Raw genomic sequence first — 24,063 nt, 5'->3', positions numbered from 1 at the left:
GCGCTCCACGATGGCCTCGAACATGACGGTAGAACCCCCAAGCCAACAGTGGCCAAGGGGCTACCGTCCGCACAGGGGCCAGGTCATGCCGACGGAGCAGCCCCTTGCCGCGTACTCCTGCTCGCCAGCCAGCAGCCCTTTCTTCCCTCGGGGAGAGATGTTCAAAGGGGGGGCTCAGGATGTGGAGAATCACATCAGTCGCGCCGTCGTCCATGCGTAGCCCCCACTTCCTACAGCATAGATCGGCCGTGCTGCGGTTGCCAAAGGGGGGCGGGCGACCTGGTTAATTTCCCAAGAATGCCTCTGGACTTCCGAGTTAGCGGCTTCTTGCGAGGGAAGGGAGGTGGTATGGGTACACCAGGGAGCGGGCATCACACGCACGAGTGGCAGAATTGGCAGACGCAGCGGACTTCGAATCATCAAGCCAATTCGGGGGTAGCGCGTTTCTTCAATGCGGTCCTGGTTTGAGTTCGCCTGAGTCCGGGGGCGTCGCCCCGCCATGGGTACCGGGCGAGTACCCGGCGTGCGGCCGTCTTCTGCATGCCTGTACTGTTAATGGCGGCCCCTTTGCCCGATCGCAGCGACTGGCACCGGTATCAAACAGGGACCGACGCTCGTTCATCCGTGCTTCGGAAAGTCGCCGGTTCCGAGATGAAGAAGCAGTGACCGCCACGATCATGATTCGGACGCGTCACTTAAGGCAGTGCGGTTGAACCGGCCGTTGGGGGAGGGACGAAGAGTGTTCGGGCGTGCTCGACGCCGTGAGCCTTGGCATCCACATGCTCAGTGAGACGCAGTTCTCCCATTGTGTTACGGTCCGTCCAGTATTCTCCCGCGAGGGTCATCACAGGGGTCCCTTCGAGCCTGAGTCTGAATGCGCCGTGGTGGATCGGGCTCCTGGTGCGCAGAGACTGCTTGGGGGTGTTGCGATACATGCCGAGAAGATCGGCAACGCCATCTTCCGAGACAACGAACTTCCCAACGAGCAGATCCGACTCAGATTCGTCCGTGAGCAATCGCGCGCTTACGGTCGAGTAAGTCTGCCGGACGATAACGAACACCTCAATAGGACCAGGTCGCTGGAGAGAGCGTGGGTCCTGCCAGTTTGTTTGGAGCGTGCCCCGCCATGTTCCATTCAGGTTCTGGTTGGGCACCAACCACGGATGGAGGTGGCGCCACTTCCACAACCACTTGTCGAACACCAGAAGGACGAGCAGAAGCCCTGATACAACGGACGAGAACGGCGCAAGGAACCGCCAAGCCACCGGTTCTCCATGCAGCAGCAGCAGTGCGGCCCATAGAATGACCGCTATGCCAATCAGGAACGCTGTCTGGATTCTGGAGAGCATAGCTAGTCAAGGCCAATGTAGTTCCAAGCGGCATCGAGAAAGGCATGGGCCTGTTCCCTTGTCCACGGCTGGCTGCTCCGGAACAGATATTTCAGTTCACTCACTTCTCCCCACTCCTTGCACGAATCAGAAGTCAGCGTCGCATTATAGGTGTGGGCGAGAATATGGCGCATATCTCGAACGTACTCTTCGTGTCCGAAGTTGTCGTTCGGGACGTTCCAGACTAAGCACTCAATCAAGTAGGATGGGATGGGAGCGGCAGCCGCAATCTCGTTCTCGTGCATTTCGTTACGCAGTCGTTTGAGCACACGGGTCAGATACTTGAATCGGTTGCCAGTTAGACGGTTCTTCCCAACGCCGTTTCTGTGGTGCTGGTGTGGCCAGTTCACAACCCTTCCGCCATCGTCGGGCATGAACTCTGTGCCCGAGATGTAGTTCCAGCCTCCGTATTCGTCTTGGTGTGTGTACCGGCGATGTTCAAACGTTGCGACCACGTCTGCATCAACTCGGTAGCTATTGGCATGAACGTCAAACGCCTTCTTTCCACGACTGACACCCTTCCGACCGAACTTGGCCACAAGGGCTGCTTCCACCTCGTTCTTGAACTGCGCGTACGTGTACTCAGAAGGGACGTTTCCGAGGCTTTCCGCGCTCACTCCAGATGCCATGGAATAGTTGGGGAAGAACGGATCCATGCACCGCACGCAGACGTCCACATCGCTGTCTAGCCGGACGTTCGTGTTGTTCCGGTACGAGCCCTGTGGGATCACCTCGATCGTGCGTCCGGCCAGAGCTTCACTCTCGTCGAGAGCCTCGCGGATCATTCGCTCCGCGTTCTCGCACTTTTCTTGCTCGGTGTCGCTCGAAGGCTTCGACCACAACCGAAACGTGGATTCCCAATCGCGTTTCCTAATCAAGAGCACGTGCGGACCCTCCCCTTATAATTGCGTCATCGACAGCGTATTTGTTCGAGTGTGCATGAGCGAGCAGTGGCCTTGAGAACCAAGGTTCCTTGCCGATTGAAGCCTTTGGGCTTCGCATCCAAATCGATGAGTGCACCAAGTCTGCGATCATACCTCGGCTTTGGTGCGCAATGCCCGCTGACAATGCAGGTGGGGCGCAGTGCTTCTTATTCAGAGGCCCGTAGGCTCAGGCGGCTCCATCGACCCTGATGATATCCGGTGGAGCCGCAGACTTACCTGGGCAGTCCTACGAAGCTACTCATCCTTACCCGCGCCCTTCTTCGTTGGTTCGGCGATGCGGGGTAGCGCTAGCCCGGCCTCGGCGACGGAGGCAGCGACTCGTTGCGGACCACAGTGCGCTCCTCTTCGGTGCGACCACCGCGCGGGCCAATGATCTCGTATCGGCTGGAACGAAGGGCGGTTACCGTCAGGCTCCTACTGACGCGTCAATCGATCGCTAAAATAGTGCTGTAACTCTTTAGGGAGATTGGCGGTAGGGCACGGGAATCGAACTCGCCAGGGACGCCTCTCGGCGCCCCTCACCGGTTTTGAAGGCGAGTTCGGACCAGCCGGGCCACCGAGGGAAAACGCACTCATTTAGGACTTCGAAGGCACGCGCTAACGACGCGCTAACGACGGAGTCTATGTGGGAACAGCACCGAAGTGGGTCGGCAAGTGGGCAGGCGGTCGGGTTCGCGAGGCCCGGGGTAGGCGGGTGTGGGTCATTGAGCGACAGCGCCGGGTCGTCGCCTTGGACGTTGCTAGCGAGCGCGAGGCGCTGGCCGAGTTGGCACTCTGGGAGCGCAACCCGGACGGCTACCGAACGAGGCGGCAGGCGGCGGCAGATAATGCGCCGGTCCGAATCGACGAGGGCACGCTCGCGGGACTGATGGCGCACCTAACCGAACGGGGCCTCAGCAGGGAGTACCGGCGCGATGTTCGAAACTACCTCGCGGCTTGGGGCGAGGCACTCGGCGGCAGGGACCTGCGCAAGGTTCAGCTCCGGGAACTGCGCAAGTTCCTCAAGGTGTGGAAGACGGCGAAGAAGAGCCGAATCATCGCCCTCAAGACCCTGACCGCGTGGCTGCGGGAGGAGGACGAACTCAATCCGTCCGAGGACCCCACGCTGGAACTCAAGGTGCCGCCTTCAGTGGCAGAGAAGGGCCAGCGGGAGAAGGGGTATCCAATGGCGCTCGTCGAGCGCTTCTACGCCGCTATCGAGAGTCAGGCGGTTCGGGATGTTCTCTGCCTACGAGCGAAGACGGGCATGCACGATTCGGAGATTGCGCGGATTGCCTCGGGGGCCGGCGAACTGCGCGAGGTGGATGACCCGTGCGGCATCAAGGGAACAGTGAAGTTCCGCCACAAGAACGGCAAGGTTCACATCGTCAGCCTGGACGCCCAGGGGTTTGCGGCGGCGCGACGACTTCAAGCGCGCAAGAAATCCCCGAGTCGCAGCACCGTCCATGAGTGCCTCGGCTACGCGGCAGCACGCCTCAAGAAGCAGTTCCCCGAGGGGAAGATTGAACGCATCCACCCCGGAGAGCTGCGGCACTGCTTCGCGACGTGGTCTTCCGAGTGCGGCAGTGTCGTGAAGCCCACGAAAGGAGGTGTGCCGCTTGAGACGGTCGCGGCGGTCATGGGGCACCTGAACACGCGGACGACCAAACTTTTCTACGAGGGGGTACAAGTGCCACTGATGATTGTGTTCCCCCTGCGGCTGGAGCACCCCAGCGACCCTGTCGAGGTTAGCGGGGAGGAGCGGCAGGCGGCTTAACGTCGCCGTCCAGCGGCACCGCGCGCAGTGCCGTCGCGCGGGCCATGCTGCGACTTGCGCTGCGGCGGACAGGCTTACGGGGCGGCGGCTCGACTCTCAGGGCCGCCAGCACCGAAGCCGTGACGATGGTCGTTTCCCGCCCGAAGCGAGGGGCGCGAACGAGTCGCCCTTGCTTCAACAGCTCGAAGACACGGGCGCGGCTGCAATGGAGCAGCTCAGCCGCGCGGGCAATTGTGATGGCGGGGCCGTCAAGTCGTGGGTCGGTCATGCTCCCATCCACCGGGCAACCAGAGCCGCGCCCTTGATTCGGTAGTTGTCGGGTTTGAGCTCCGACGGGATGAACAGCAAGGCCATGCGCGCTCACCTCGGGAATACTTTCCGGGGCGCGAGTCGGCCGACGACGTGCAGGCCGATGCCGATGGCGTCCCAAACGTTGTGGTGCTTGTCCTGGGCGCGCGGGAGCTGCACCCGCAGGTGTTCATGGGGGCGCTCGCCGAGGCGCGCTTTGATGCGCTCGACCATGACGTCGCCGTCGAGCGTTCCCTTCCACTCACGGGGCAGGAAGCTGTGCTCATTCGCCGCGCCGAGCCCACCAGCAACCCGGCCGACGACGCCCGCGAGTTCAATCAGGTCGTTCGGGTCGCCCTTGCTCTTCCCGGCTGTGTAGACCTGTGGGCACTCGCTCGCGACGGTGACGGAAACCGCCACGCCAGCGGCCCTGAGAGGCTCCAGGAGCGACGAGACGAACGCGGCGACCGCTCCCGCCATGTGAGACCATGCCGCAAGCCCACGGGCCTTCCGCTCGGGATTCGTGGGCATGGCCGCCGCGAGCAGCTCGCCCGAGTCCAGGTCGAAGAGCGCGACGCCACATTCGCGAAGCCCGGGGTCGAGCGCCACGAGGAGGTGTCGCGGGGTGGGGGACAGGGTCATCCGTTGCACCAAAAAGGGAAAGGGTTCCCTCCCTAAATGAGTGCGGATTTCGGGCGTGGTTCAGGCCGCGCGCTTCGAGAGTGGCTCCCAGACGAGCAGCCGCCCGGAGCTGTCGCGCACGGTGGCGACGTCCTTCGACATGATGCGGCTCAGCGCAGGCTCGGCTTCGACTGCCGGTGCCAGGTCGGGAGTCGTCTCCTTCATCGCCTCGCGCATCAGGAACGCCTTGCGCTCGGCCGCGTCGTGCATCCGCTGGGCGTCATCGGCGAGCAACTCGCTAATCAGCTCGTCATGCACCATGAGGACGAGTCGCGAGCCGTAGAGCGGCGAGCGACGGTCGACGTACATCTCGCGGCTGACGCGCCACATGGCGAGCTTGCACCCGACAGCGCCGAGCCCCTGGAATGGCGTGTTGAGAATCTGCGTATAGCCGCACCCGCCGCGCAAGATGTTGGCCCCCGGAATCATCACATCGGCGACCCCGCCCCCGTAGGTGCGCGACTTCGCCCGGTGCTGTAGCTCGCGCTGCTCGGGCCACGCGTTGAGCCACTTCGTGTCCAGTTCCCTGGCGACTTCGACGCAGGCCCGGCAAACCATCTTCGGCTTGCGCTGCACGGTGATGACGACGCGCTCGACACCGCAGACGTCTGCGCGCTTCGCCAGCAGGCAGAAGGAAACCCGGTCCTTCGCGCGTGCGTTGTAGACGAGCGAGCCGCCCGTCATCCCGCCGCCCTTGCCGAAGTTGAGAATCTTCGCGAGCTGCCGGAAGGCGACCGCGAGGGGCTCTTTCGCCTTCACCTTCGGAAGCAGCTCGTCGTAGCTCGCCCCGAGGAATTCGGCCGCGGCAAGGGTGTGGACGTCGAGCCCGCTGTTCAACGCTTCGGCCATCTTCGAGAAGCCGAGTTCCCAGATGGCCCGCTGAGCCATGGTGCGAAGCTCAAGCCCGCCGTAGTCGACCGAGCAGTAGACGAAGCCGGGACGGGCCTCGTGGACCTCCCGAATGCCGCCCTTCTGGGGGAGCTGCTGGTAGTCGCTCGAAACGCGCGTGGTGCTGACGAGCACGTTGAAGCGCGGATTGATGGGGAGCGAGGTGCCCGCTTCGACGACGTCCAGGTAGGTCGACTTGTACTTGTCGACGCGTCCGCCCTTGCCCAAGTTCTCAAGCAACGCGTCGCCCGAACCGAGCAGCGTGTCGCGGTCGGTCGCGACCTGGCCGTCGGGGAATCGGTCGCTGGGCGCGGTAATGGGCGGTTGCCCGTCATAGGCGGCAGTCACGAGCGCCGCGAGGCGCTTCGAGTCCTTCGAGCCGTCGGCCCGGTAGATGCCTGCCGCCTGGAACTTGGCCCGGTTCTCTCCCCATTCCCGTTCCACCCGCTCCCGCAGCACGGCTACCGAGTCACCGTTCGTTCGGAGTCCCCAGATGGAAGCGAGGTGGAGCGCGAAGGCGGCGCGCATCTGCTCGGCTTCGGCATGTAGGTTGCCGCCGTTAGGCGTCTCCCGGGCTACGGCTTCCTGCCGGAAGAAGACGTCGAGCGTGTAGCGGGCATCGCGCTTCGGGTACGCAGCGGCTCCCGTCGGCCAGCGCTCGACAGGGACGCCGTCGAGTTCCGCGTAGCGCAGGCGCCATGCCTTCGGATTCTTTTTGTCCTCGCTGATGTCGAGCCCGAGATGGCGCTGCACGAGAAGCGCGAGCGGGTAACGGGCGCCTTCGTCATCGTCGAGCTTCCGGCCCGTCGACGGGTCCACGCCGTAAAGGCCCCGCGCGATGTCGATGAGGGCTTCGCGAATCTGGACACAATGCAGGCGACCTGCTTCGAGCGCCGCGAAGATGGGGGCCACGAGGCTTCGGTCATCCGCCGCCATGACGCCCAGGTCGTAGGCGAGGTTTGCGCCGACAAGGTGCGTGTCAGACGCGGCTATGGCCTCGCGGAAGAACTGCCGGGCTTGGGCCTTGTCCAGCAGTCGTTCGCTGCCTGGAGCTGCCGCCGCGATGCTGCCGCACACGAGAGGGGGCGCGAGCAAGCCGGGCTGAATCAGCCACGTTTCCGTGTCGAAGGACCAGACACTCACGAAGGACGCCTTTGGCAATGGGGAAGCGGCCCGTGTCGTGGGCCATCCGCCGACGGAAGAGCGCCGTCAGTCGCCGCCCGGTGTCAGGCGAGGGCGTCGGTGAGCACGGGGAGCTTGCTCGCCTTGCGCGCGTGCTCGACCTGGGCGAGCTGCTCGTCGTTCAGCTCGACGTGCGACCAGCGATAGCCGCTGATGACCTTCCCGGCGTGGCCTTCCTTCGCGGGGAGCTGCTTCGGGAAGACCTCGCAGCGAATCAGGAGGTGCGTGCCCGCCTGCCTCTCGTCGAAGAACTTCTTCAGGGCGGCCGGATTGGCGAACTCGTGCTCGTCGGCTCCTACCAGCGTCATCAGGAAGGACTTGAAGCGCCCGCCGCCGCCCTTCTTCTGGTCACTGAGGTTCTCGACGTAGTCGACCGTCTCGCCCGGTCGGCTCGGAGACTCGCCACCCGCGAGGGGTTCGGACTCGCGAACCTTCAGCTCGGCGATGGCCGAGTCGCCCTTGAAGCCCTCCTTCGTGCGGATGACCTCGACTTCAAGAAGGTAGCGACCGAAGCGCGGATAGCGCCCTCCAGTTGCGGCCTGAGCGGTGGCAATCTTCGTCAGTGCGTTGTTCATGTTACGTGGGTCCTTCGACGGGTTGCGTCAGCGAGGGAGTGCGCTGACCCCACGTAAATGCGTGCGGATTCTGGGAGTGGCTCGATAGCAGGAGCACAGGCCAGTCGCAGGAGGCGAAGCACAGTCGCACGCCGCCTTTGGCGCCTTCTCTCGGGAAGAGGCCCTTCAAATCAGGCTCCCTGAGAGCCGGCTCAAAATTGAGAGAGCATGCGTGGGGGCGACGAAGCTGGTCCGGGTTGTTCCTGTGGTAGCAAGGTCCGTTCCGACGTCACCACCAGTAATTCAGCGATGGCAGGTAGGTCCTTGATGCCGTCCTTGGTGCGGATGGACTGCACCGCTAGGCGCTAGGCGATAGCGGCCAGCCTTGAGGTCCTCCGCGCCGAGGGCGGCCTGGGCGGGGGCGATTCGTGCGAGTGCTGCGTTCCTCATGTCCCGTGTTCCCATTTGAGTGGCGGGACGTCGAAGGGACGTACTCTCCTTCTTTTGTGGGGACACTTTCCGGAAATGGCCCAATCTGCTGTGCCCGGGAAAGTGTCATGCCCGGGTCCATGGCGACCCGTTGGGGTGATTGATACCGCCAAGCGTAGAGACCTTGGCGATGCGAAGTTATTCCGGGGCTTCAGAGGCCCGCTACGGGCGCCAGTTGACGAGTCGCGAATACTTGTGCTTGCTTTGCGCGAGGCATGGGTGATGTGCGAGCGATTGCTGGGGGCTTGGCGATATCATGAGTAATCCATTTCAGGAATTCGAACTTCAGCTTGACGGCAATGTCTATGTCAGGACTCCTCAGAAAGAGGCGTACCAAAAGCTTGTTGAATATGCGTCCGGTCTCATGGGGGAGGATCGAGAGGTAGGGATAGTTTTGCCAGTGGGGTGCGGAAAGTCAGGGTGTATTGCCCTGGCGCCTTTCGCATTTGGCGCTCGACGAGTTCTTGTTGTTGCTCCTGGATTGGCGATAGCGAAACAATTGGCGAGGGACTTTGACTCAAGCCGCGATGAGATGTTCTATAAAAAGTGTCAAGTTCTCCCGCAGGGGCCATATCCAGAGCCCGTCTATATCCAGGGGGATACCGTAAATAGGTCAGATCTGGAGGAGGCGCACGTCGTCGTAACTAATATCCAGCAACTACAGGGCGGAGAGAATAATCGGTGGCTAAGAGGGCTGTCGAATGATTTCTTTGATCTTATTTTGTTTGATGAGGGGCATCATAGCGTTGCCGATAGCTGGACGATGTTGAAGCAGAAATTTTCTGGCGCGAGCATTGTGAATTTCAGCGCGACTCCTCTTCGTGCTGACGGCCAAGTGATGGCTGGAAAGGTTCTTTATTCGTACTCGATATTTCGCGCCATTCAGGATGGCTATGTAAAGCGGCTAAGGGCGCTGCAACTCAATCCGCGAACATTGAAGTATGTGCGCCGCGAAGATGGACGAGAGATTGAGGTGAGTCTGGACGATGTCAGGCGTCTTGGTGAACAAGATGCGGACTTTAGGCGAAGCATTGTCACCTCCAGTGAGACTCTAAATACGATAGTGGATGCTTCTATTCGGGAGCTTGATCGGCTGAAGGAAGAGAGCGGCGAGTCGAGACTGAAGATAATTGCATCTGCGCTGAATTTTGAGCACTGCCGTCAGATTGTCGAGGCATATAGAGCTCGTGGTCGAAATGCTGATTACGTGCATTCGCTTGAGGGTGGCGCAGCCAATGAACGCGTCATGAACAAGCTTGAACGGCATCAGATTGAAGTGATTGTCCAGGTGCGCAAGTTGGGAGAGGGTTTCGATCATACCTTCTTGGCGGTAGCTGCAGTCTTTAGTGTGTTTAGTAATCTATCTCCCTTTGTTCAGTTTGTTGGACGCATCATGCGAGTTGTGAAGCAGAATGCACCGCTTGATGCTGTGAATCAGGGGGTTGTTGTTTTTCATGCGGGCGCAAATATTGCCAATAGGTGGTCTGATTTTCAGGCGTTTACTGGGGCCGATCAGAGTTATTTTGATCAGTTGTTGCCGCTTGAGGGACTCGATCCTGGTGACCCGCGCCCCGAGAGGGAGATCGTCCCGGTGCTCGGCGATGACGGTTCTGAGATTGAAATTCGGGCGCAGACCGATGTGCATTTGGAAGAGATTCCGTTGCTGCGAGATGATGTTGCGCTTGAGGCCCTGCGAACCTTGCGGCAGCGGGGGTATACGTCCCAGGATATTGCCGCCGCGTTTCATCAGTTGAACCCCACTGCAGACGAGCCTTTGCGCGATTTGAAGCCAGTTTCGACGACAAGGGTTCGCGAGAGGCAGGCTAAGCGCAGTGGCCTTGATATGCGTGCGAAGAGTGCGGCGGCTAGGGTCTTGGGTGAGCGAGGATTAAACCCAGAAGGCCGTGAGCTGGATACAAGGAGGATTGGGAGAAGCAATCTCGTTGTGGTGAAGGCTGCCATAGATAGTGCCATCAATGCGGCTGTGGGTAGGGGTCCAAATCAGCGGAATGAGTTGTCGCGAGCGGAGTTGGACAAAATTGAGAAGGAGTTTGATGGACTTGTTGCGGCCGCTGTTAGTGAGGTCTTTGATGGGTCGCGTTAAGCTGTTGGTTGTTCGGATGGAGGTTGATGCGGCCGTAAGGGCTCATGAGTGCCGCTCTAGTTCAAAGCACAAGATTAAGAAGGGGGATGTGCGACTGAAAGTTCGCAACGGGCGGAGTTGGATGCATTATTGTCGAGCCTGTGCGGATTTGATGATTGGAAAGTCTATCGAGAAGCTCGTTGAGATTCGAAGAATGGAGCCTGACTCTGGTGAGGCGTCTTCTGAGAAGGCCTTGCCGAGAGATATCGTTCGGAGCGGGACTGAAGCCTGATTTCGCTATCGAGTTTGGCGGACAGTAGTTTCTGGCGCTGTCCGTCTGTCTGTTGAATGAATCGCGCTCGTTCCTGTGCGGCCGCGAAGGCCTCGACGTAGTCCTGTGTGTGTAAGCACACGTCCACCTCGACGCATGGGGCTTGTTGGCCGGGGCGATGCGTGCGCGCGAGGAGTTGCTCCCAGGTGGCGCCGTCTGAAGGCGGCGTCACCACAAGGTTGCGTGAGAACTGCTGGAGGTTCTTCCCTGTGGCGTGTGCCTTGATACTTGCCACCACGGAGCGCGTTCCTGTCTCTCTGAGGATGGCCTCGGACGCCGCCTTTCCTCCTCCGTAGAACGGCACACCCGCCGCCTTCGCGATGCGTTCACCTAGCTCCGGATATTCAACCCAGACGATGCCCACCCGCGAGCGAGCCCATTCCGCCGCGTCCTTCACGAGAAAGTCCGACACCCAAACGGCCTGGGGTTCGGGCTGCACGGCGGCATGAATTTCCGCCCACTCCTGCCACGTCGCCGCGTGCCAGACGGGCTTATCGCCCTCGTAGGGTGGTGACAAATGCGCGCGGATGGCCGCCTTGGTGAGCAGCCCTGGCGAGTCCAGGTGCTCACGACGCTTGCCCTTCAGTTCCTCCCAGACTTCCTTGTTCCATGCCTTTCGCTGCGCGAACCACTTCTCGATCAACTCCGGAGGCTCGCCTCTCGGGTAGCGCCAGCGATGGTAAAAGCCGGAGGACAACTGTCGGGCGCAGGCCACGGACTGGAGCTGCTCTTGAAACTGCTCCCCATCCGGACGCTCGCCCGCGTGCGCCAGGTCGATTAGGGTGAGCAACTGCGCGGGAACGGGGCCCGGGTAGCGCGGACGGATTATGAGCGGCTTGTTCAGGGCGCTCTCTTCTGTTGCCACCACGCCCCGCGTCGCGTTGCGGCGGCGCTGAAAGCCCTCGCGGACGTGCTCCCCTGGCTCGCACAGCCGTTCCAGCGCGCCAGGAGGGGCCACTACCTTGCCCGGGTCTAGGGCTGTCCCCCATTCCTCCACGACGTGGTGGGCCAGCGGCAGGGGCGAACCCTCACCGAGCGCCAGCCGCGAAAGGTGCGCGTAGTCCTTTATACTCTTCGAGGCGAAGGTTCCGGAGAGTGCTACGAGGCGCGTCCGTGGGTGCTTTTCGAAGTAACGTAGGAATCGCCCAGTGCGCGCGGACCTCGGGTCCTTGAGGTTGTGGGCTTCGTTGAGGATGACCAAGTCCGGGCGGATGCGCTCCAGGAGGTCCGTGGCTTCTTGGCTTGAGAGCTTGTTGTAGGTAACGACGTGGAGCACCGGCAGGCCCGCCCGAAACCAGCGGCCCCCTGCGAGGTTGGGCAGGCGCCAGTGCGCGCCGTAGTAAGCCCATTCAGTCTCGAATTGCGGCAGCAGGTTAGCGGGGATGAAGAGGACTGCCACGCGACAGCCGGGCATCGCCATGGGGGTGAGGAAGGAGGTCAACTCCTTTCCATGGCCGGTGCCGATGGGAGCAAGCAAACCACCCGTGCGCGCGGCTTCCAAGAGGGCGAGGCGCTGGATGGGGAGCAACGCGGACGGGCACCGCTTCCCGAGCGTCTCGCAAGTGCAACGCGTGTCGGCAGGGGCGCGCAGCGCGGCTTCCAACGCGGCGAAGTCTGCATCGGTGTAGGTGCTCGCGAGGTCGCGGCGCGGAAGGCTGAGCACCCGTGCAAGGTCTGGCGACCAGCCCACGGGCTGCCCCTTCGCGATAGTCGAACGGTCGCCAGCGAGCTTTGCGAAAGCTGTGGGCGCAGCGGTGGCTGGGCGCTCGGCGAAAGTCGCCGCGCCCGGGTGGAGTCGATGAAGAAGTCTCATGAAGGGAGAGGTGCGTGGTTTGGTGCGACTGACCTATTGGGTTGAGGAGTGACCTTCCAGGTCATGTGTGTTCTTGGTTGCCCATTGACTTGGGCTGCCAGTTCGCTAGAGCGCGAAGGATGACGAAAGACTCACTTCCCGAAGGGCCCCAGAGTACGGACGTGCATGACAAGCTGCGCCGCGCGTACAGCGCACTGCCTCATTGGCTGAAGACCAAATGCCGAAAGGGTGAAGCGCTTCGCTCGGCTGACTCGTTCATGGAGTGCTATTACCGGCTGCTGAGCCGGGCCAAGTACGCCCCCATGATCGAGATTGCTGAAACGTCACAGTGGGAGATTTGGATGGTTCTCCCAGGACTGGACGCCCCGTCAGAAGACCTCTTTCGCTTTGAGTGCTTCACCTCGCGAAATGAAGGGGAGTACGGAGTCGTCGTGGAACGAAGCGACGTGATCACCTTCCAAGACCTTCTGGGGGAGTCCGGCCGTTCACTCGAATTGGTGTGGTGGACGCTTAAGGCGGGCGTTCCGTCATAGGCGCTAGCGAAAACTTCGAACGACCATGTCGAAGTTGGCTTCGAGAGCTTCGACAATCACCTGCATCAGCTCCGACTGGGCGACCCCGAGCGCGAAGTAGGCGCCGGGCGGGGGCAGCTCGGCGCGCGCCGCCATTGCCAGCGCCCCGCGCCACTTGCCGAATCCGAGCGCCGAGTCGGAGCCCGCGAAGCGCACGTCGTCGACCCCGCCTGCTTCGGCCACCTTGCGATGCATGGTGTCGACGTAGCTCGTAAGCGACTCGGGCTTCGGTCCGTCGAAGGTCGTCGGGATGCAGTCGACGAAGAGCACGCGCATTTCGCCCTTGGGCTGCTCGGGCTCGGCCGCCTTGCGAGGGCGACCGCGACGCTTCGGCGCGGGCTGCTCAGTGGCCTGGGCGACCTCTGGGGCCGTCTGCACTGGCGTAGGTGTGGGCGCGTCCGGGGGAAGAACGGCGGGCAGTTCCGGGGCGTCGCGCTCGACCGCGGCGTCGATGGTGGGGACCTTGTTGAGCAGCTTGTCACGCAGGGACATCGTCTTGTTCTCTCCTGTGAGGCACTTCGCCATGAATGGACACCCGCCGTACTTGGCGCAGGCGGGGCCGTAGTTCGCGGGCACGTCGGAAGCGCGGGCGGCTTGCGCGTGCTCTTTCATCGCTTCGACCTGGGGCTCGACCTTTGTCTGCCACTCGCGCTCGACGTGCTCGGCGGGCACCGTTGCGACGACGGACGCGGCAAGGCGCTGTCCCCGGGTCTGGTAGTAGAGGTGTTCAAGCTCCAGCGTGCGCAGCCCCGGGAAGCGCTCAACCTGGCTGAGCGCCCACGCGCCATAGCCGACCATCTGCAAGCCGGGTTCGGTGTCGGCGTCGGCGAGCTGCTCAGCGCTCGCGGCATTCGTCGCGACGTTGCTGGTGAACTTGTGGTCGGTGATGCGAAGGACGCCGTCAGAGGCGAGCCGTCGAGCGTCTACGAGGTCGATGAATCCGGTGAAAGGGATACCGCCTGCCGTCAGCGGCGGTTCACCGTTCAGGGGCTGCTCGACGAGCAAGTCAGCGCCGGGCGTGGGCAATAGATGGGCGCCTGACCTCGCGAACGTGCCCAGGACGTCTTCACCCGTCGCAAGGAAATGCTCAAGCTGGGCGTGCCCTTCGGTGCCGACCTGCTGCGCTCCCGTGCTGGGCTCGGGGACGCGCATGACCTTCTGAAAGAACCATGCGCGTGGGCACAGCTTGTGGCGCTTGAGCTGCGAGACGCTCAGGCGCTGGATGACCCCGGCAATCACCGAAGGGCCGTGCTTGGAGAGGTCGACGGGAGGCGTCACCCTCTCTAAATGCGTGCGGTTCCCGCGAGTGGCTCACCCGTAACCGGCAGGGGGGCCAAACCCAGCATGCCGCTCGCCGCGCTTCTCCATGGGCGCGTTCTTCAGCTCATCCGGGACGTAGTAGACGAGCGGCCGAGTCCCGTCCCCCATCCGACGCTGGCCACGGGTGAAGTGCAGCGCCTTCAGGGCCGCCCCAATCTCTCGGGAGATGCGCGGGTCGACCTGGGCGGGGTGAAGGGCGAATGCTTCGACGCCGACATGGAGAATCGTCACGTCGTTGGGGCGCTTGTCGGCGGGCATCTCCAGAAGCCAGCGCAAGATGACTTCCTTCCGGCTGTCCCCGTAGTTCTCTGCGCGGAGGGCGGCTTGCTGCTCGGCTCCCGCCGCTTCTTCAGACGTGAGCCACCACGACTCGCCTTGTTGGAAGCGCACGACTGCTTCCGCCCAGATTTGGTCCCTGTCCCTTGCGAGGGCATCCGTGTCGATGTGGCTGCACTTCACCGGCCAAAAACGCCGATGCCCGGTGGGGTCTCTCAGGTAGTCATCCTCGTTCGTGGTTCCGACGAACACGCAGCGGCGCGGGGACTTCACGTTGGTGCGTCCGTAGGGCGGCCGGTAGGTGTCTTCCGTCCTGGTGATGAATGCCTTGAGGGCTTGGTCTTCGGACTTCCGGAAGGTGGTCAGCTCGGCCAGTTCGATGAGCCAATACTGAGAGGCCAGCATCGCGCTGTCCTTGTTCGTCACGTCGATGTACGCGTCGGTGAAGTAGCGACCTCCGAGGATGCGGAACGCGGTCGACTTCCGAAGCCCCTGGGGGCCTTCAAGAATCATGACGGTGTCGACCTTGCTCCCGGGGCGCAGGGCACGCGCGACAGCGGAGATGGCGAACTTCGCGCCGACGGCCCGCAGGTATCCAGGCTCACCCCTCGCGCCGAAGTACGTGGCAAGCATGCCGTCGAGTCGCGGCGTGCCGTCCCAGACGAGTCCCCCCAGGTACTCGGCGACGGGGTCATAGCTGTTGCGCCTCGCCACGGCGAGAATCTGCTGCGAGACAGTCAGCGCCTTGGGACGCAAGCCGAGGTGGCCGTAGCTGCTCTGCTGAATCCAGTTGGCGACGAGCACGTCGAGCGTCTCCAGGTCTGGATTGATTCCGAGCGGCCCGCCCTCAATCTCAAGCTGCTTGGTACTCTCGTTGAAGCGGAGCACGCCGCGCCACTCGGGGGAGTTGAGCAGCACGGCGAATACGTTCGCCTCGCTGTTGCGAATCTTGTTCGTGCCGTCCTTGCCCGGGTCGAGCGCGAGCTTGCTCATCCAGTCGTCGGGGTTGGGGGCGTCTTCCTCCCTGCCGGGTTCGTCCGGTGAGGGAGCCTCCGGGGCCTTGCCGCCGAGCGAATTCCAGATGGCTTCGTTCTCCGCGAGCCGTCCCTCGTCACGGGCCTTCCGTCGCTCGCGGTGACGACGCAGCTTCAAGAGGGCTTGCTCGCACAGGTGCTCCGTCCCTTCCCGCCAGTCCGTGGCGCCGAAGGACGCGCGGAACAGCTCGACGACGGCCGACTCGGGCGTGCTGAGCGGCAGGACGAAGGCGGCGCACGACATGAGGGCGTTCAGGGCGTTGTCTTGCCCGCCAACGGGGGCCAGGGGCTCACCGGCAAGGGCTCGGCGGATGATGGCGACGTGCTCGGGCTTCCGGATGCGCCGCAGGAGGGCCCGCAGCTCGTAGAGGTCGGCAGGCGCCCCAACGGGCGCGGATGGCTGGGCATGGGCGGGCAGCCCCGAACGGGCCACGTCGAGCAGCGCGTCGACGTCCAAGGGCGCTCCCTCGCCACTGAGGGCGAACGGCTCGACTCCCACGGGCGAATCCGGCAGGTAGTAGATGCGCGCCAGGTCCTTCGTGGCGGGGTCGGCGGGGAGTCCGAGCACGCGGATTGCGGCCTCGCGCACGGACGGCCACTCGCGCGGCAGCACGGGGCGGGACAACGGCATCACCAGCCGCAGGCAGTAGTCGTCGGGTGGGCGGTTGCTGTGCGTCGAGTGGACGGCGAAGGCGAGCCCGTGGCGCTCGACGGCGTCGAGGCACGCGAGCTGCGCCGCTGTCAGGTGGTCCAGGTCGAAGACGGCCACGGTGACGGCGCGCACGTTCTCCGAGCGGCGTCGCTCGACGATGTCGACAGGGCTCCAGGCGGGGCCATTTTTCGCGGGGCAGCCCCGGACGCACGGGGACGTGGGGCACTGGCTGCGACGGTGGGCAGTGAGCTTTGCTGACAGCTCGGGCCAGGACAGGTCGACGCCCTTGGGGGCGATGTCCTGGGCGTTCTCATAGAGCGCGACGCGCACGGGGGCGCCGTGGCGGGCGAGGGGGGCGGCATCGGGGGGGCGCGGCGTGGAAAGTTGGTGTGTTGTAGTCACCCCCGGTAAATGCGTGCGGATTCTGGCGGTGGCTCACGCGGCGGATTTTTGTTCGCGCTGGCAAGCATCAAGTCGGCAGACCCCCTCTGTATAACTCCCTAAGCCAAAGAAGATGTAGGAGTAAGAATAAGGGGGATGTGTACGCATATGAGATGAGCATGTCCTAGGGATATATACGCGAGACCTTTTCGGCCTTGTTCCCGCTGACGCACTGTCGGGGCGCTCGCGCCGAGCCATTCGCGGAAGCCACACGCATTTACGCGGAGAACGACTGCGTGCCGATGGGGCGTCGACGCGCAGCCCAACCGCGAGAGCGTAGAGGCGCCGTGGCTGAGACTGTCTGTGAATCGAGCGTAGTCGGCATGCGGCATGCTTCTGTTGGGGCGATGTCTCACGCAGCAATGTGTCGCAAGGGAAGCACGAAAAATCATGTTTCACACAGTGAGTATGGCCTCCGGGCGGCCCGGCAATCCGAACTCGTGTCCCGCATCCTGTCGGCCCGCGAGAGCGGCAACGCCGCGCTGGAGCGACGACTGTCCGCTGAGTTGCTCGATTCCATGAGGCCAATCATCCGCCGCATCGTCGGGGCCCTCTTGCCCATCGCGGGCTCGCTGTCGCCTGATGACCTCTCGCAAGTTGCCGCAATGGCGGTGCTTCGCGCAGTGTCCAAGTACGACGCCACGAGGGGGCGTCAGTCGTTCGGCCAGGTTGCCTACTTCCGGGCTCGGGCTGCTTGCGAACAGTACGCGCGCATGCACGGCACCGACGTCCACCTGAGTGACGGCGCGCACAAGCGTCGCACCGTGCGTTCAATCCACAGCAACGAAGGCAACGTCGTCCGCGTCCACCGCATGGACATACCGTCTCATTTCTCGGACGGTGCTTCGGCCGATGACTCGTGGGTCGACGAGTTGGAGTCCGCACTCCGCGAGATGTCGTGCCTGGAGCCCGACGGGGACACGCCCGAGGCGGAGTTGCTGTCGTCGGAACGTCGAGCCCTCGTGTTCGAGGCCGTGAGGCAGTTGTCTCCCGAGCGACGAGAGCTGGTGTCCCGCGTCTTCGGCCTCAACCGCCCGGCGCAGTCGGTGCGCTCCGTGGCGGAAGCATGGGGCGCGCCGAAGAGCCGAGTCGACCGGATGCTCGCGCGTGCGCTGGCCGAACTGCGCGAGCGGATGGCCACCCTGGGGATGTAGCGTGCCCGTCGTCGTCGCGAACCGAAGGGGGCTCTGTGCCGCGTGCTCTCTGCCCATCGAACGGGGCGAGGTCATCACCTACGAGCGCACCGTCGGCGCTCGACACGCGGCATGTGCGGACGTGGAAGCCACGCGTCGGCGAAACTTCTACGGCGCTCGTTGCGACCTGTGCGGCGTGCAGCTCCGGCGGGGTGAAGGAAGGCTAGCCGTTGTCGAGCGACAGGCACCCGATGGCGGGTGGCGCCGTAGCTGGAATGCGCGGTGTATCGTTGTGCCTGCGTGTGACGCGCGAATTCGTGCCATGCAATGACAGTCACTGCATGTGGAATGGGATTGCAGCCGGAGTGAAATGGCCTGGGAGGGGCCCCCCGGCTCGGATTTTCTGTCTGCGGCGGATTCCTGGCTTGCTCGGCGGTCCCACACGTTTGAAAAACTTCGATAAAAAACCGGGGCCGGTGCGTTTTGTTGGGCGCTCCCCATGAAAAAGTCCGTGAAACCGCACGCATTTACCGTGTGTGGCTAGACCGACCAAACTGACCCCCGAGGTTCAAAGTCTAATCTGCGACCACTTGAGGTCGGGCCTGTTTCGCCGTGCTGCGGCTGGCCTCGTGGGCGTCGACGAGCAGACCATCTCCCGTTGGTTCCACCGTGGCGCGAGCGAACCGCGAGGGCTCTACCGCGAGTTCTTCGTCGCAGTGAACCGGGCCGAAGCGGAGTTCATGCAGTCCGCTACGGAGACGCTCCAGGCCGCCGCGACGACGAACCCCAAGCACGTCCAGTGGCTCTTGAGCCGCCGCTTCCCAGAGCTGTACGGCCGCCGCGACAACGTCGAGGCGAAGAGCCCCGAGGACCAGTCCGCCGACACTGCCGCCCTGCGCGAGTTGCTGATTGACCGGCTGGGGAAGTTCCTCCCGGACGAACTGCCCGCCTCCGCCCCTGCCGAAGCCGCCACGTCCGAGCAGCTCGAAGACACGGGGGCGAGCGATGCGTAGACTTCTGTCGAAGGGCGCCTGGGGGAAGTTCGCCGAGGGACTCGCGCCGCACGAGTCCCCCGCGTCCCGGATGGTGCAAACGGCCGGCTCCCGCGCTCAGCTCGCGAAGCTCTTCGGCGGGCTCGACGACAAGGAAGTCGAGCTGCTCGTCTACGACCTCGACTTCTGGGCGCGGCGCGAGCAGTCGCCCCCGGACAGGTTCTCGACGTGCTTCGTCATGGCCGGACGCGGCTTCGGGAAGACGTGGTGCGGCGCGCGGTGGGTCATCAAAAAGGCGTGGCAGGCGAAGAGCGTCGGGGCCCTCATCGGCCCGACGGCGGCGGACGTGCGCGACACGATGATTCGCGGGGCGTCCGGCATCCTCGCCCTGTCGCCCCCCTGGTTCACGCCCAAGTACGAGCCCAGCAAGCGCCGGGTGACGTGGCCCAACGGCGTCTATGCCATCTGCTACTCGGCGGATAAGCCCGACCGGCTGCGCGGGCCGAATGCTGGATGGGGCTGGGGCGACGAGCCTGCTTCGTGGAAACACGACATGGCGGCGGTCGACCAATTGCCGCTAGTGCTGCGCATCGGCTCGCGAGAGGACCCGCCGCAGCTCCTCCTCACCGGGACGCCGCGCCCACTGAAGAAGATTGAGGAGCTGCTTTTCGCGAACGCGGAGACGCAGGAGCTCAAGCCGGGCGTGGTGCTTCGCACTGGCTCTTCGCTGAGTAACTTCGCGAACCTGGCGCCGTCGGCCGTGGCCAACATGCGGGCGCTGGCGAACACCCGCTGGGGACAGCAAGAGGTTCTCGGGCGTCTGCTCTTCGACGTGCCCGGGGCCATCTTCGGCTCGGCGAAGTGGGGACGTGTGGAGGCCGACCCGCACGAGTACGCGCAGCAGCTCGACAGGCGCATCGTCAGCGTGGACCCAAGCCCGACGAGCGAAACCGGCTCGGACGAAACGGGCATCATCGTGCAGGGGTGCAAGTCGAGCGTGCTCTTCGGGGCCGACGGGGTGCCGCTCAAGCGCGTTTCGGTGCTGGCCGACCTGTCGCGCCGGGCCAGTCCCCGCGAGTGGGCGACGACGGCCATTCGGGCCTATCTCGAATGGGGATGCGACGCGCTCGTCGTCGAGGTGAACACGGGCGGGGAGATGGTGGAAACGCTCATCAGCACCGTCGCGGGCGAGATGGGCGTCAGCGTCAACGTGAAGCCCGTGCGGGCGACGAGCGCGAAGAGCAAGCGCGCCGAGCCGGTGTCTGCCCTGGCCGAAGCGGGCCGCGTCGAGTTCGTCGGGACGTTCCCGAAGCTCGAAGCGCAGCTCAGCAAGTTCACCGGCATCAACGGGCGTCGCGACGACAGGGCCGACGCCTTCTGTTGGGGCGTTCACGACCTTGTCTTCGTCGAACAGTTCTTTGCGGTGTGAGGTTCTCCATGGGGATGTTGGACAGGATGCGCGCCGCGTTTCGCGGGAGCAGCAAGCGCAAGGGAACGGGGCTAGAGCTGAGCCGCTGGGCTTCGGCCCCGCCGCGCCGGGAGGTGCCCGCGCTGCTCGCGGCCTACGCCGAGATGCCGTGGCTCGGCACTATCGTCGACACGGTGGGCGATGCCTTCGCGGACGTGACGTGGCGGGCCTTCACGCGGCAGGACCCTACGACGCGGAAGACGCTGGTCGACGTGTCGCTGCGGCGGGCCTGTGGCGACGTGCGCCGGGAGCGGTTGAAGTCGCTCGTCGAGACGGGGGACGCGGTGGAGCTGCCCGACCATCCGCTGCTGCGGCTGCTGGCGGACCCGAACGACTACATGACGGGCCGCGACTTCGCGAAGCTCTTCTGTCTTCACTATGACTTGACGGGCGAGTTCTTCGCCGTCGTCGAAGAGCTGGCGGGCGTGCCCGTGGGCCTGTGGCCGGTGCCGCCCGATTGCGTCCTCGCACTGCCGGACCTGAGCAAGCCGAAGTCGGAGCGCACATACACGGTGGCCGCTGGCGGACGGACGTTCCTCCTGCCTGCGGCGAGCGTCATCTACGTGAAGCGCCTGAACCCGGCTGACCCGCTCGGCCGCGGTATCGGCATCGCCTACTCGCTGGGCGACGAAGTCGACACGGACGAGCATGCCGCGCGCTTCACAAAGAACGCCTTCTTCAACAACATGCTCCCGGGCGCCGTCATCGCGATTGAGGGCTTCAACGAGTCGCAGGCCGGGCCCGCGAGGGCCTTCAAAGAGTCGCTCGCGCGTGAGTACGGGGGCCCCGCCAACGCAGGCCGGGTGATGATTACGAGCGGGCGGACGACGTTTGCTCGGCTCGACACGCCGTTCCGCGACATGCAGCTCGTCGACCTGCGCCGCTTCCTCATGGACTTCGTGCGGATGGTGTACCGGGTGCCGCCGGAGATTGTGGGCGACGTGACGAGCAGCAACAAGGCGACCAGCTACGCGGCGCGGGAGCACCTTGCCGAACAGGCGACGAAGCCGCGTGCAGAGGTCTTCCTGGCCTCGATGCAAAAGCACCTGGCACCCCGCTTCGAAGACGACGTGCTTCTCTCCTACGACTCCCCCGTGCCTGCCGACCGTGAGCACCGGCTGCGGGTGATGGGGACGCTCCCGAGCGCCTTCACCTTCGACGAGTGGCGAGTCGAAGCGGGCTTCAAGCCTCATCCGGAGCGGCAAGGCTTCGCGGAGCTGCTTCCGGGCCAGAAGCCCAACGAGCCCGGCGAGACGCCGACGCCCGTCGAAGGCAGCTCGGCGGAGGCCAATGCCGAAGCGACGAAGGACGGCTGAGCCATTCGCAGAAGTCACACGCATTTACCGGGTGCATGACTGGACCCATTACGCGCTCCCTGCGGCTGAGCGCCGTTCGAAAGGACGCGGCGACGTTGAGCGCCGTCGAGTCCATTGGCGGACGCCGCGTCTTCAAGTTCAAAGCGAGTGACGGCGACTTCGACCGCTACTCGGACCGGCTGAACGTCAAAGGCTGGCGGGTGGACGGCTACAACGCGAATGGCGTCGTCCTCTACAACCACGACGACGGGGCGAGCGCCGCGATGACGGGCGCTGAGCCGCAGTTGCCCATTGGGAAGGGGCGCGTCTACGTCGAGGGCGACGCCCTGATGGTGGACATCGAATTCGACGACGAAGACGAGTTCGCGAAGAAGGTCGAACGCAAGGTTTCAAAGGGCATCCTGAATGCCGTTTCCGTCCGTTACCTCATGCTCCCTGGCCAGTATCGGCAGAACGAGCGCGGCGGCTACGACTGCGACGCACAGGAACTGCTCGAAGTCTCCGTCGTGACGATTCCGGGAAACTCGCGGGCCGTGCGCTCGAAGTCCCTGGACGAAGCGCCCGACGACCTCGTTGAACGCATTGCGACGCGCGTTGTCGAGCTGCTCGACGCACGGGCCGAAGCGAAGTCGACCGACGAAGACGAAGCGAAGTCGACCGACGAAGACGTCGAGGACGAGCAGAAGAGCGAGCCCGACGACGAAGACGTCGAGGACGAATCGAAGTCGACGAGTGAGGAAGACGTCGAGGACGAGCAGAAGAGCGAGCCCGACGAGGACGAAGACGAGACGAAGGGTTTCAACGCCGCCGACGCCGCGAAGAGCTTCGTCGAGGCATTCAAGGGCTACATCCGAGGAGTGAAGGAATGACTCGCGAGCAAATCGCACAGATGGTGAAGGCGCTCGGCCCCGAGGTCGCGCGAGAGCTGATGGACGCCGCCGCTCGAAGCGCCCCGGGCCGGGCTGAGCCGGGCAACGCGCCGCGCGGGACTGGCGTCTACGCGAGCACGGAGAACTTCGGTGCCTTCGCGAAGAGCGTCATCGCGGCGGGCCGCCGCACCGGAGCTGCCGAACTGGTCGACGCCGCGAAGCGCTTCGGCAACGCCGACGTCCAGAAGGCCGTTCAGCTCAGCAAGTTCGACTCGGCCGGTGTGCTGGTGCCCATCCAGCAGAGCGGCGAAGTGATTGAGTTCCTTCGTCCCGACGCGGCGATGCTCAAGCTGGGCGTGCGCACCCAGACATTCAAGGGCGAGCTGCACATGGGCAAGCAGACCGGGACGTCCGTCTTCAAGTGGGTAGGGGAGGGCGAGACGGTGCCGAAGAGCGCGCCGAAGTACGGGAAGATTGTCCTCAAGGCGCACAAGGGCATGGTGCTGACCGACATCAGCAACGACTTGCTGCGCACGCCGGGCGTGGGTGACGCGGGCGTCGGCGAGGACATCCGGGCGACGGTGGCCGATGGCCTGGACGACGCGGGCTTCAACGGGGACGGTACGGGCGCCGCGCCGAAGGGGCTCTTCGCTCAGCTCGACGCCGCGCACACCTTCGCTTCCACTGGGACGACGGCAGCGGCCTACTTGGCCGACATCGACAAGGCCGTCGAACTGCCGCTGACGGCGCATGTGCGCATGGGCAACGCGGCGTGGGTGCTTCACCCGACGCGGGCGACGGCGCTCCTTCAGCTCCAGAATTCCGGCGTCTGGGTGTTCCGCCAGGAGATGCTCGACCGGGGGACGATTCGCGGCTTCCCCTTCGTGATGACGACCCGCGTACCGGTGTCGCGCATCACCTTCTCGGCGGACTGGCGACAGTTCATCTACGGCATCGACGAAGACCTCATCCTGTCGGAACACGACGTCCGCGCCGAGTACGACGAGACGACGGTTCGCGCCATCGTGAAGGGCGACTTCAAGGTCCGCCAGCCGAAGGCGTTCAGCTCCATCACCTACACCTGAGAGGCCCCACCATGAACGCCAATTCCACCGACGCGGGCGTGCTCGTCGGCATTCGCCCCGGGACTGTGCCCGCCGCAGTGAGCGCGGGGACGCGAAACAGTGCCGCTGTCGACCGCTTCAGCTTCGACTCGTGCGTGCTGACGGCCTCGACGGGGGCAGCTACGGGCGCCCCGACAGCGCTGTCGCTGGCTGCGAAGCTCCAGGACAGCGCCGATGGCCAGAACGGATGGACGGACCTGTCCGAAGCCGCCATCGCGCCGCTGACGACGGCAAACGCGGTGGCCCGGGTCAACGTCCGGCTCCCTACGGCGCAGCGCTACCTCCGAGTCGTCGAGACGGTGGCCCTCACGGGGGGCACGTCTCCCACCCTGGGCGCCTCCAGCCTGATTGTCCTGTGCGGGCCGGACGAGATTCCCGCCACCTAGCGCCGCGCCATGCCTCATTTCCCGGGCCGGGGCTCCCTTTCCCCTGGGGGCCCCGGCTTCGTCGTTCCTACGCCGTCCTGAGC

General features: G+C 64.1%; 18 protein-coding genes. 10 read left to right on the top strand and 8 right to left on the bottom strand.

Annotated features, from left to right (window positions below):
• Positions 1–695 precede the first annotated feature (695 nt).
• Positions 696–1,349 (bottom strand): Cap15 family cyclic dinucleotide receptor domain-containing protein, encoded by a 654-nt coding sequence (locus tag BHS09_RS22675; RefSeq protein WP_140798963.1) that lies wholly within the window; start codon positions 1,347–1,349, stop codon positions 696–698.
• A gap of 2 nt (positions 1,350–1,351) precedes the next feature.
• Complete coding sequence (locus BHS09_RS22670; protein WP_201800537.1) at positions 1,352–2,272, bottom strand: nucleotidyltransferase domain-containing protein; 921 nt, start codon at positions 2,270–2,272, stop codon at positions 1,352–1,354.
• Positions 2,273–3,026: 754 nt separating this feature from the next.
• Between BHS09_RS22670 and BHS09_RS22665 the strand changes: the two genes are divergently transcribed.
• The gene (locus BHS09_RS22665) at positions 3,027–4,088 is read left to right on the top strand and encodes a site-specific integrase (RefSeq protein ID WP_140798962.1); all 1,062 of its coding nucleotides are present in this window, start codon (positions 3,027–3,029) and stop codon (positions 4,086–4,088) included.
• Between the two features lie 360 nt (positions 4,089–4,448).
• Here BHS09_RS22665 and BHS09_RS22660 read toward each other — a convergent pair whose 3' ends face one another.
• The 3 genes from BHS09_RS22660 to BHS09_RS22650 all read right to left on the bottom strand — a co-directional run bounded on the left by BHS09_RS22660 (position 4,449) and on the right by BHS09_RS22650 (position 7,702).
• The gene (locus BHS09_RS22660) at positions 4,449–4,985 is read right to left on the bottom strand and encodes a hypothetical protein (protein WP_237079772.1); all 537 of its coding nucleotides are present in this window, start codon (positions 4,983–4,985) and stop codon (positions 4,449–4,451) included.
• Between the two features lie 93 nt (positions 4,986–5,078).
• Positions 5,079–7,022 (bottom strand): DNA polymerase I, encoded by a 1,944-nt coding sequence (locus BHS09_RS22655; protein WP_237079771.1) that lies wholly within the window; start codon positions 7,020–7,022, stop codon positions 5,079–5,081.
• A gap of 149 nt (positions 7,023–7,171) precedes the next feature.
• Positions 7,172–7,702: a hypothetical protein gene (locus tag BHS09_RS22650; protein ID WP_140798959.1), complete on the bottom strand. Its 531-nt coding sequence runs from the start codon at positions 7,700–7,702 to the stop codon at positions 7,172–7,174.
• 724 nt (positions 7,703–8,426) lie between these two features.
• Here BHS09_RS22650 and BHS09_RS22645 point away from each other — a divergent pair.
• Positions 8,427–10,274 carry a DEAD/DEAH box helicase gene (locus BHS09_RS22645; RefSeq protein WP_140798958.1) on the top strand — a complete coding sequence of 616 codons (1,848 nt, stop codon included), beginning with the start codon at positions 8,427–8,429 and terminating at the stop codon, positions 10,272–10,274.
• Positions 10,275–10,438: 164 nt separating this feature from the next.
• On the opposite strand, the gene BHS09_RS22640 is transcribed toward BHS09_RS22645, so the two are convergent.
• Positions 10,439–12,274 (bottom strand): DEAD/DEAH box helicase family protein, encoded by a 1,836-nt coding sequence (locus BHS09_RS22640; RefSeq protein WP_237079770.1) that lies wholly within the window; start codon positions 12,272–12,274, stop codon positions 10,439–10,441.
• A 284-nt stretch (positions 12,275–12,558) separates the two neighbouring features.
• Between BHS09_RS22640 and BHS09_RS22635 the strand changes: the two genes are divergently transcribed.
• Entirely contained in the window at positions 12,559–12,930 is a 372-nt protein-coding gene (locus tag BHS09_RS22635) for a hypothetical protein (RefSeq protein WP_140798956.1), read from the top strand.
• A gap of 3 nt (positions 12,931–12,933) precedes the next feature.
• Here the strand turns inward: BHS09_RS22635 and BHS09_RS22630 are convergent, their stop codons facing one another.
• Both BHS09_RS22630 and BHS09_RS22625 read right to left on the bottom strand, forming a co-directional pair.
• Positions 12,934–14,247: a PD-(D/E)XK nuclease family protein gene (locus BHS09_RS22630; RefSeq protein ID WP_140798955.1), complete on the bottom strand. Its 1,314-nt coding sequence runs from the start codon at positions 14,245–14,247 to the stop codon at positions 12,934–12,936.
• A 33-nt stretch (positions 14,248–14,280) separates the two neighbouring features.
• Positions 14,281–16,581, bottom strand: a complete 2,301-nt coding sequence (locus BHS09_RS22625) for a virulence-associated E family protein (RefSeq protein ID WP_140798954.1) — start codon at positions 16,579–16,581, stop codon at positions 14,281–14,283.
• A 551-nt stretch (positions 16,582–17,132) separates the two neighbouring features.
• On the opposite strand from BHS09_RS22625, the gene BHS09_RS22620 reads away from it, so the two are divergent.
• The 7 genes from BHS09_RS22620 to BHS09_RS22590 all read left to right on the top strand — a co-directional run bounded on the left by BHS09_RS22620 (position 17,133) and on the right by BHS09_RS22590 (position 23,980).
• Complete coding sequence (locus tag BHS09_RS22620; RefSeq protein WP_140798952.1) at positions 17,133–17,846, top strand: sigma-70 family RNA polymerase sigma factor; 714 nt, start codon at positions 17,133–17,135, stop codon at positions 17,844–17,846.
• A 608-nt stretch (positions 17,847–18,454) separates the two neighbouring features.
• On the top strand, positions 18,455–18,838 hold the full coding sequence (locus tag BHS09_RS22615) for a hypothetical protein (protein WP_237079769.1): 384 nt from the start codon (positions 18,455–18,457) through the stop codon (positions 18,836–18,838).
• A complete protein-coding gene (locus tag BHS09_RS22610; protein ID WP_140798948.1) occupies positions 18,831–20,246 on the top strand; it encodes a terminase large subunit domain-containing protein in 1,416 nt (471 codons plus the stop codon). Before BHS09_RS22615 ends, BHS09_RS22610 begins: the two co-directional genes overlap by 8 nt.
• Before the next feature lie 26 nt (positions 20,247–20,272).
• Entirely contained in the window at positions 20,273–21,601 is a 1,329-nt protein-coding gene (locus BHS09_RS22605; protein ID WP_140798947.1) for a phage portal protein, read from the top strand.
• A 95-nt stretch (positions 21,602–21,696) separates the two neighbouring features.
• A complete protein-coding gene (locus BHS09_RS22600; protein WP_237077393.1) occupies positions 21,697–22,470 on the top strand; it encodes an HK97 family phage prohead protease in 774 nt (257 codons plus the stop codon).
• Positions 22,467–23,555, top strand: coding sequence for a phage major capsid protein (locus BHS09_RS22595; RefSeq protein WP_140793762.1), 1,089 nt, complete (start codon positions 22,467–22,469; stop codon positions 23,553–23,555). The genes BHS09_RS22600 and BHS09_RS22595 overlap by 4 nt, the downstream gene beginning before the upstream one ends.
• An 11-nt stretch (positions 23,556–23,566) precedes the next feature.
• Entirely contained in the window at positions 23,567–23,980 is a 414-nt protein-coding gene (locus BHS09_RS22590; RefSeq protein ID WP_140793760.1) for a hypothetical protein, read from the top strand.
• The last annotated feature ends 83 nt before the right edge of the window (positions 23,981–24,063 follow it).

The sequence above is a fragment of the Myxococcus xanthus genome (genome assembly GCF_006402735.1).
GTDB classification, from domain to species: Bacteria; Myxococcota; Myxococcia; order Myxococcales; family Myxococcaceae; genus Myxococcus; species Myxococcus xanthus_A.
This window is presented reverse-complemented; position numbering and strand designations above follow the sequence as displayed.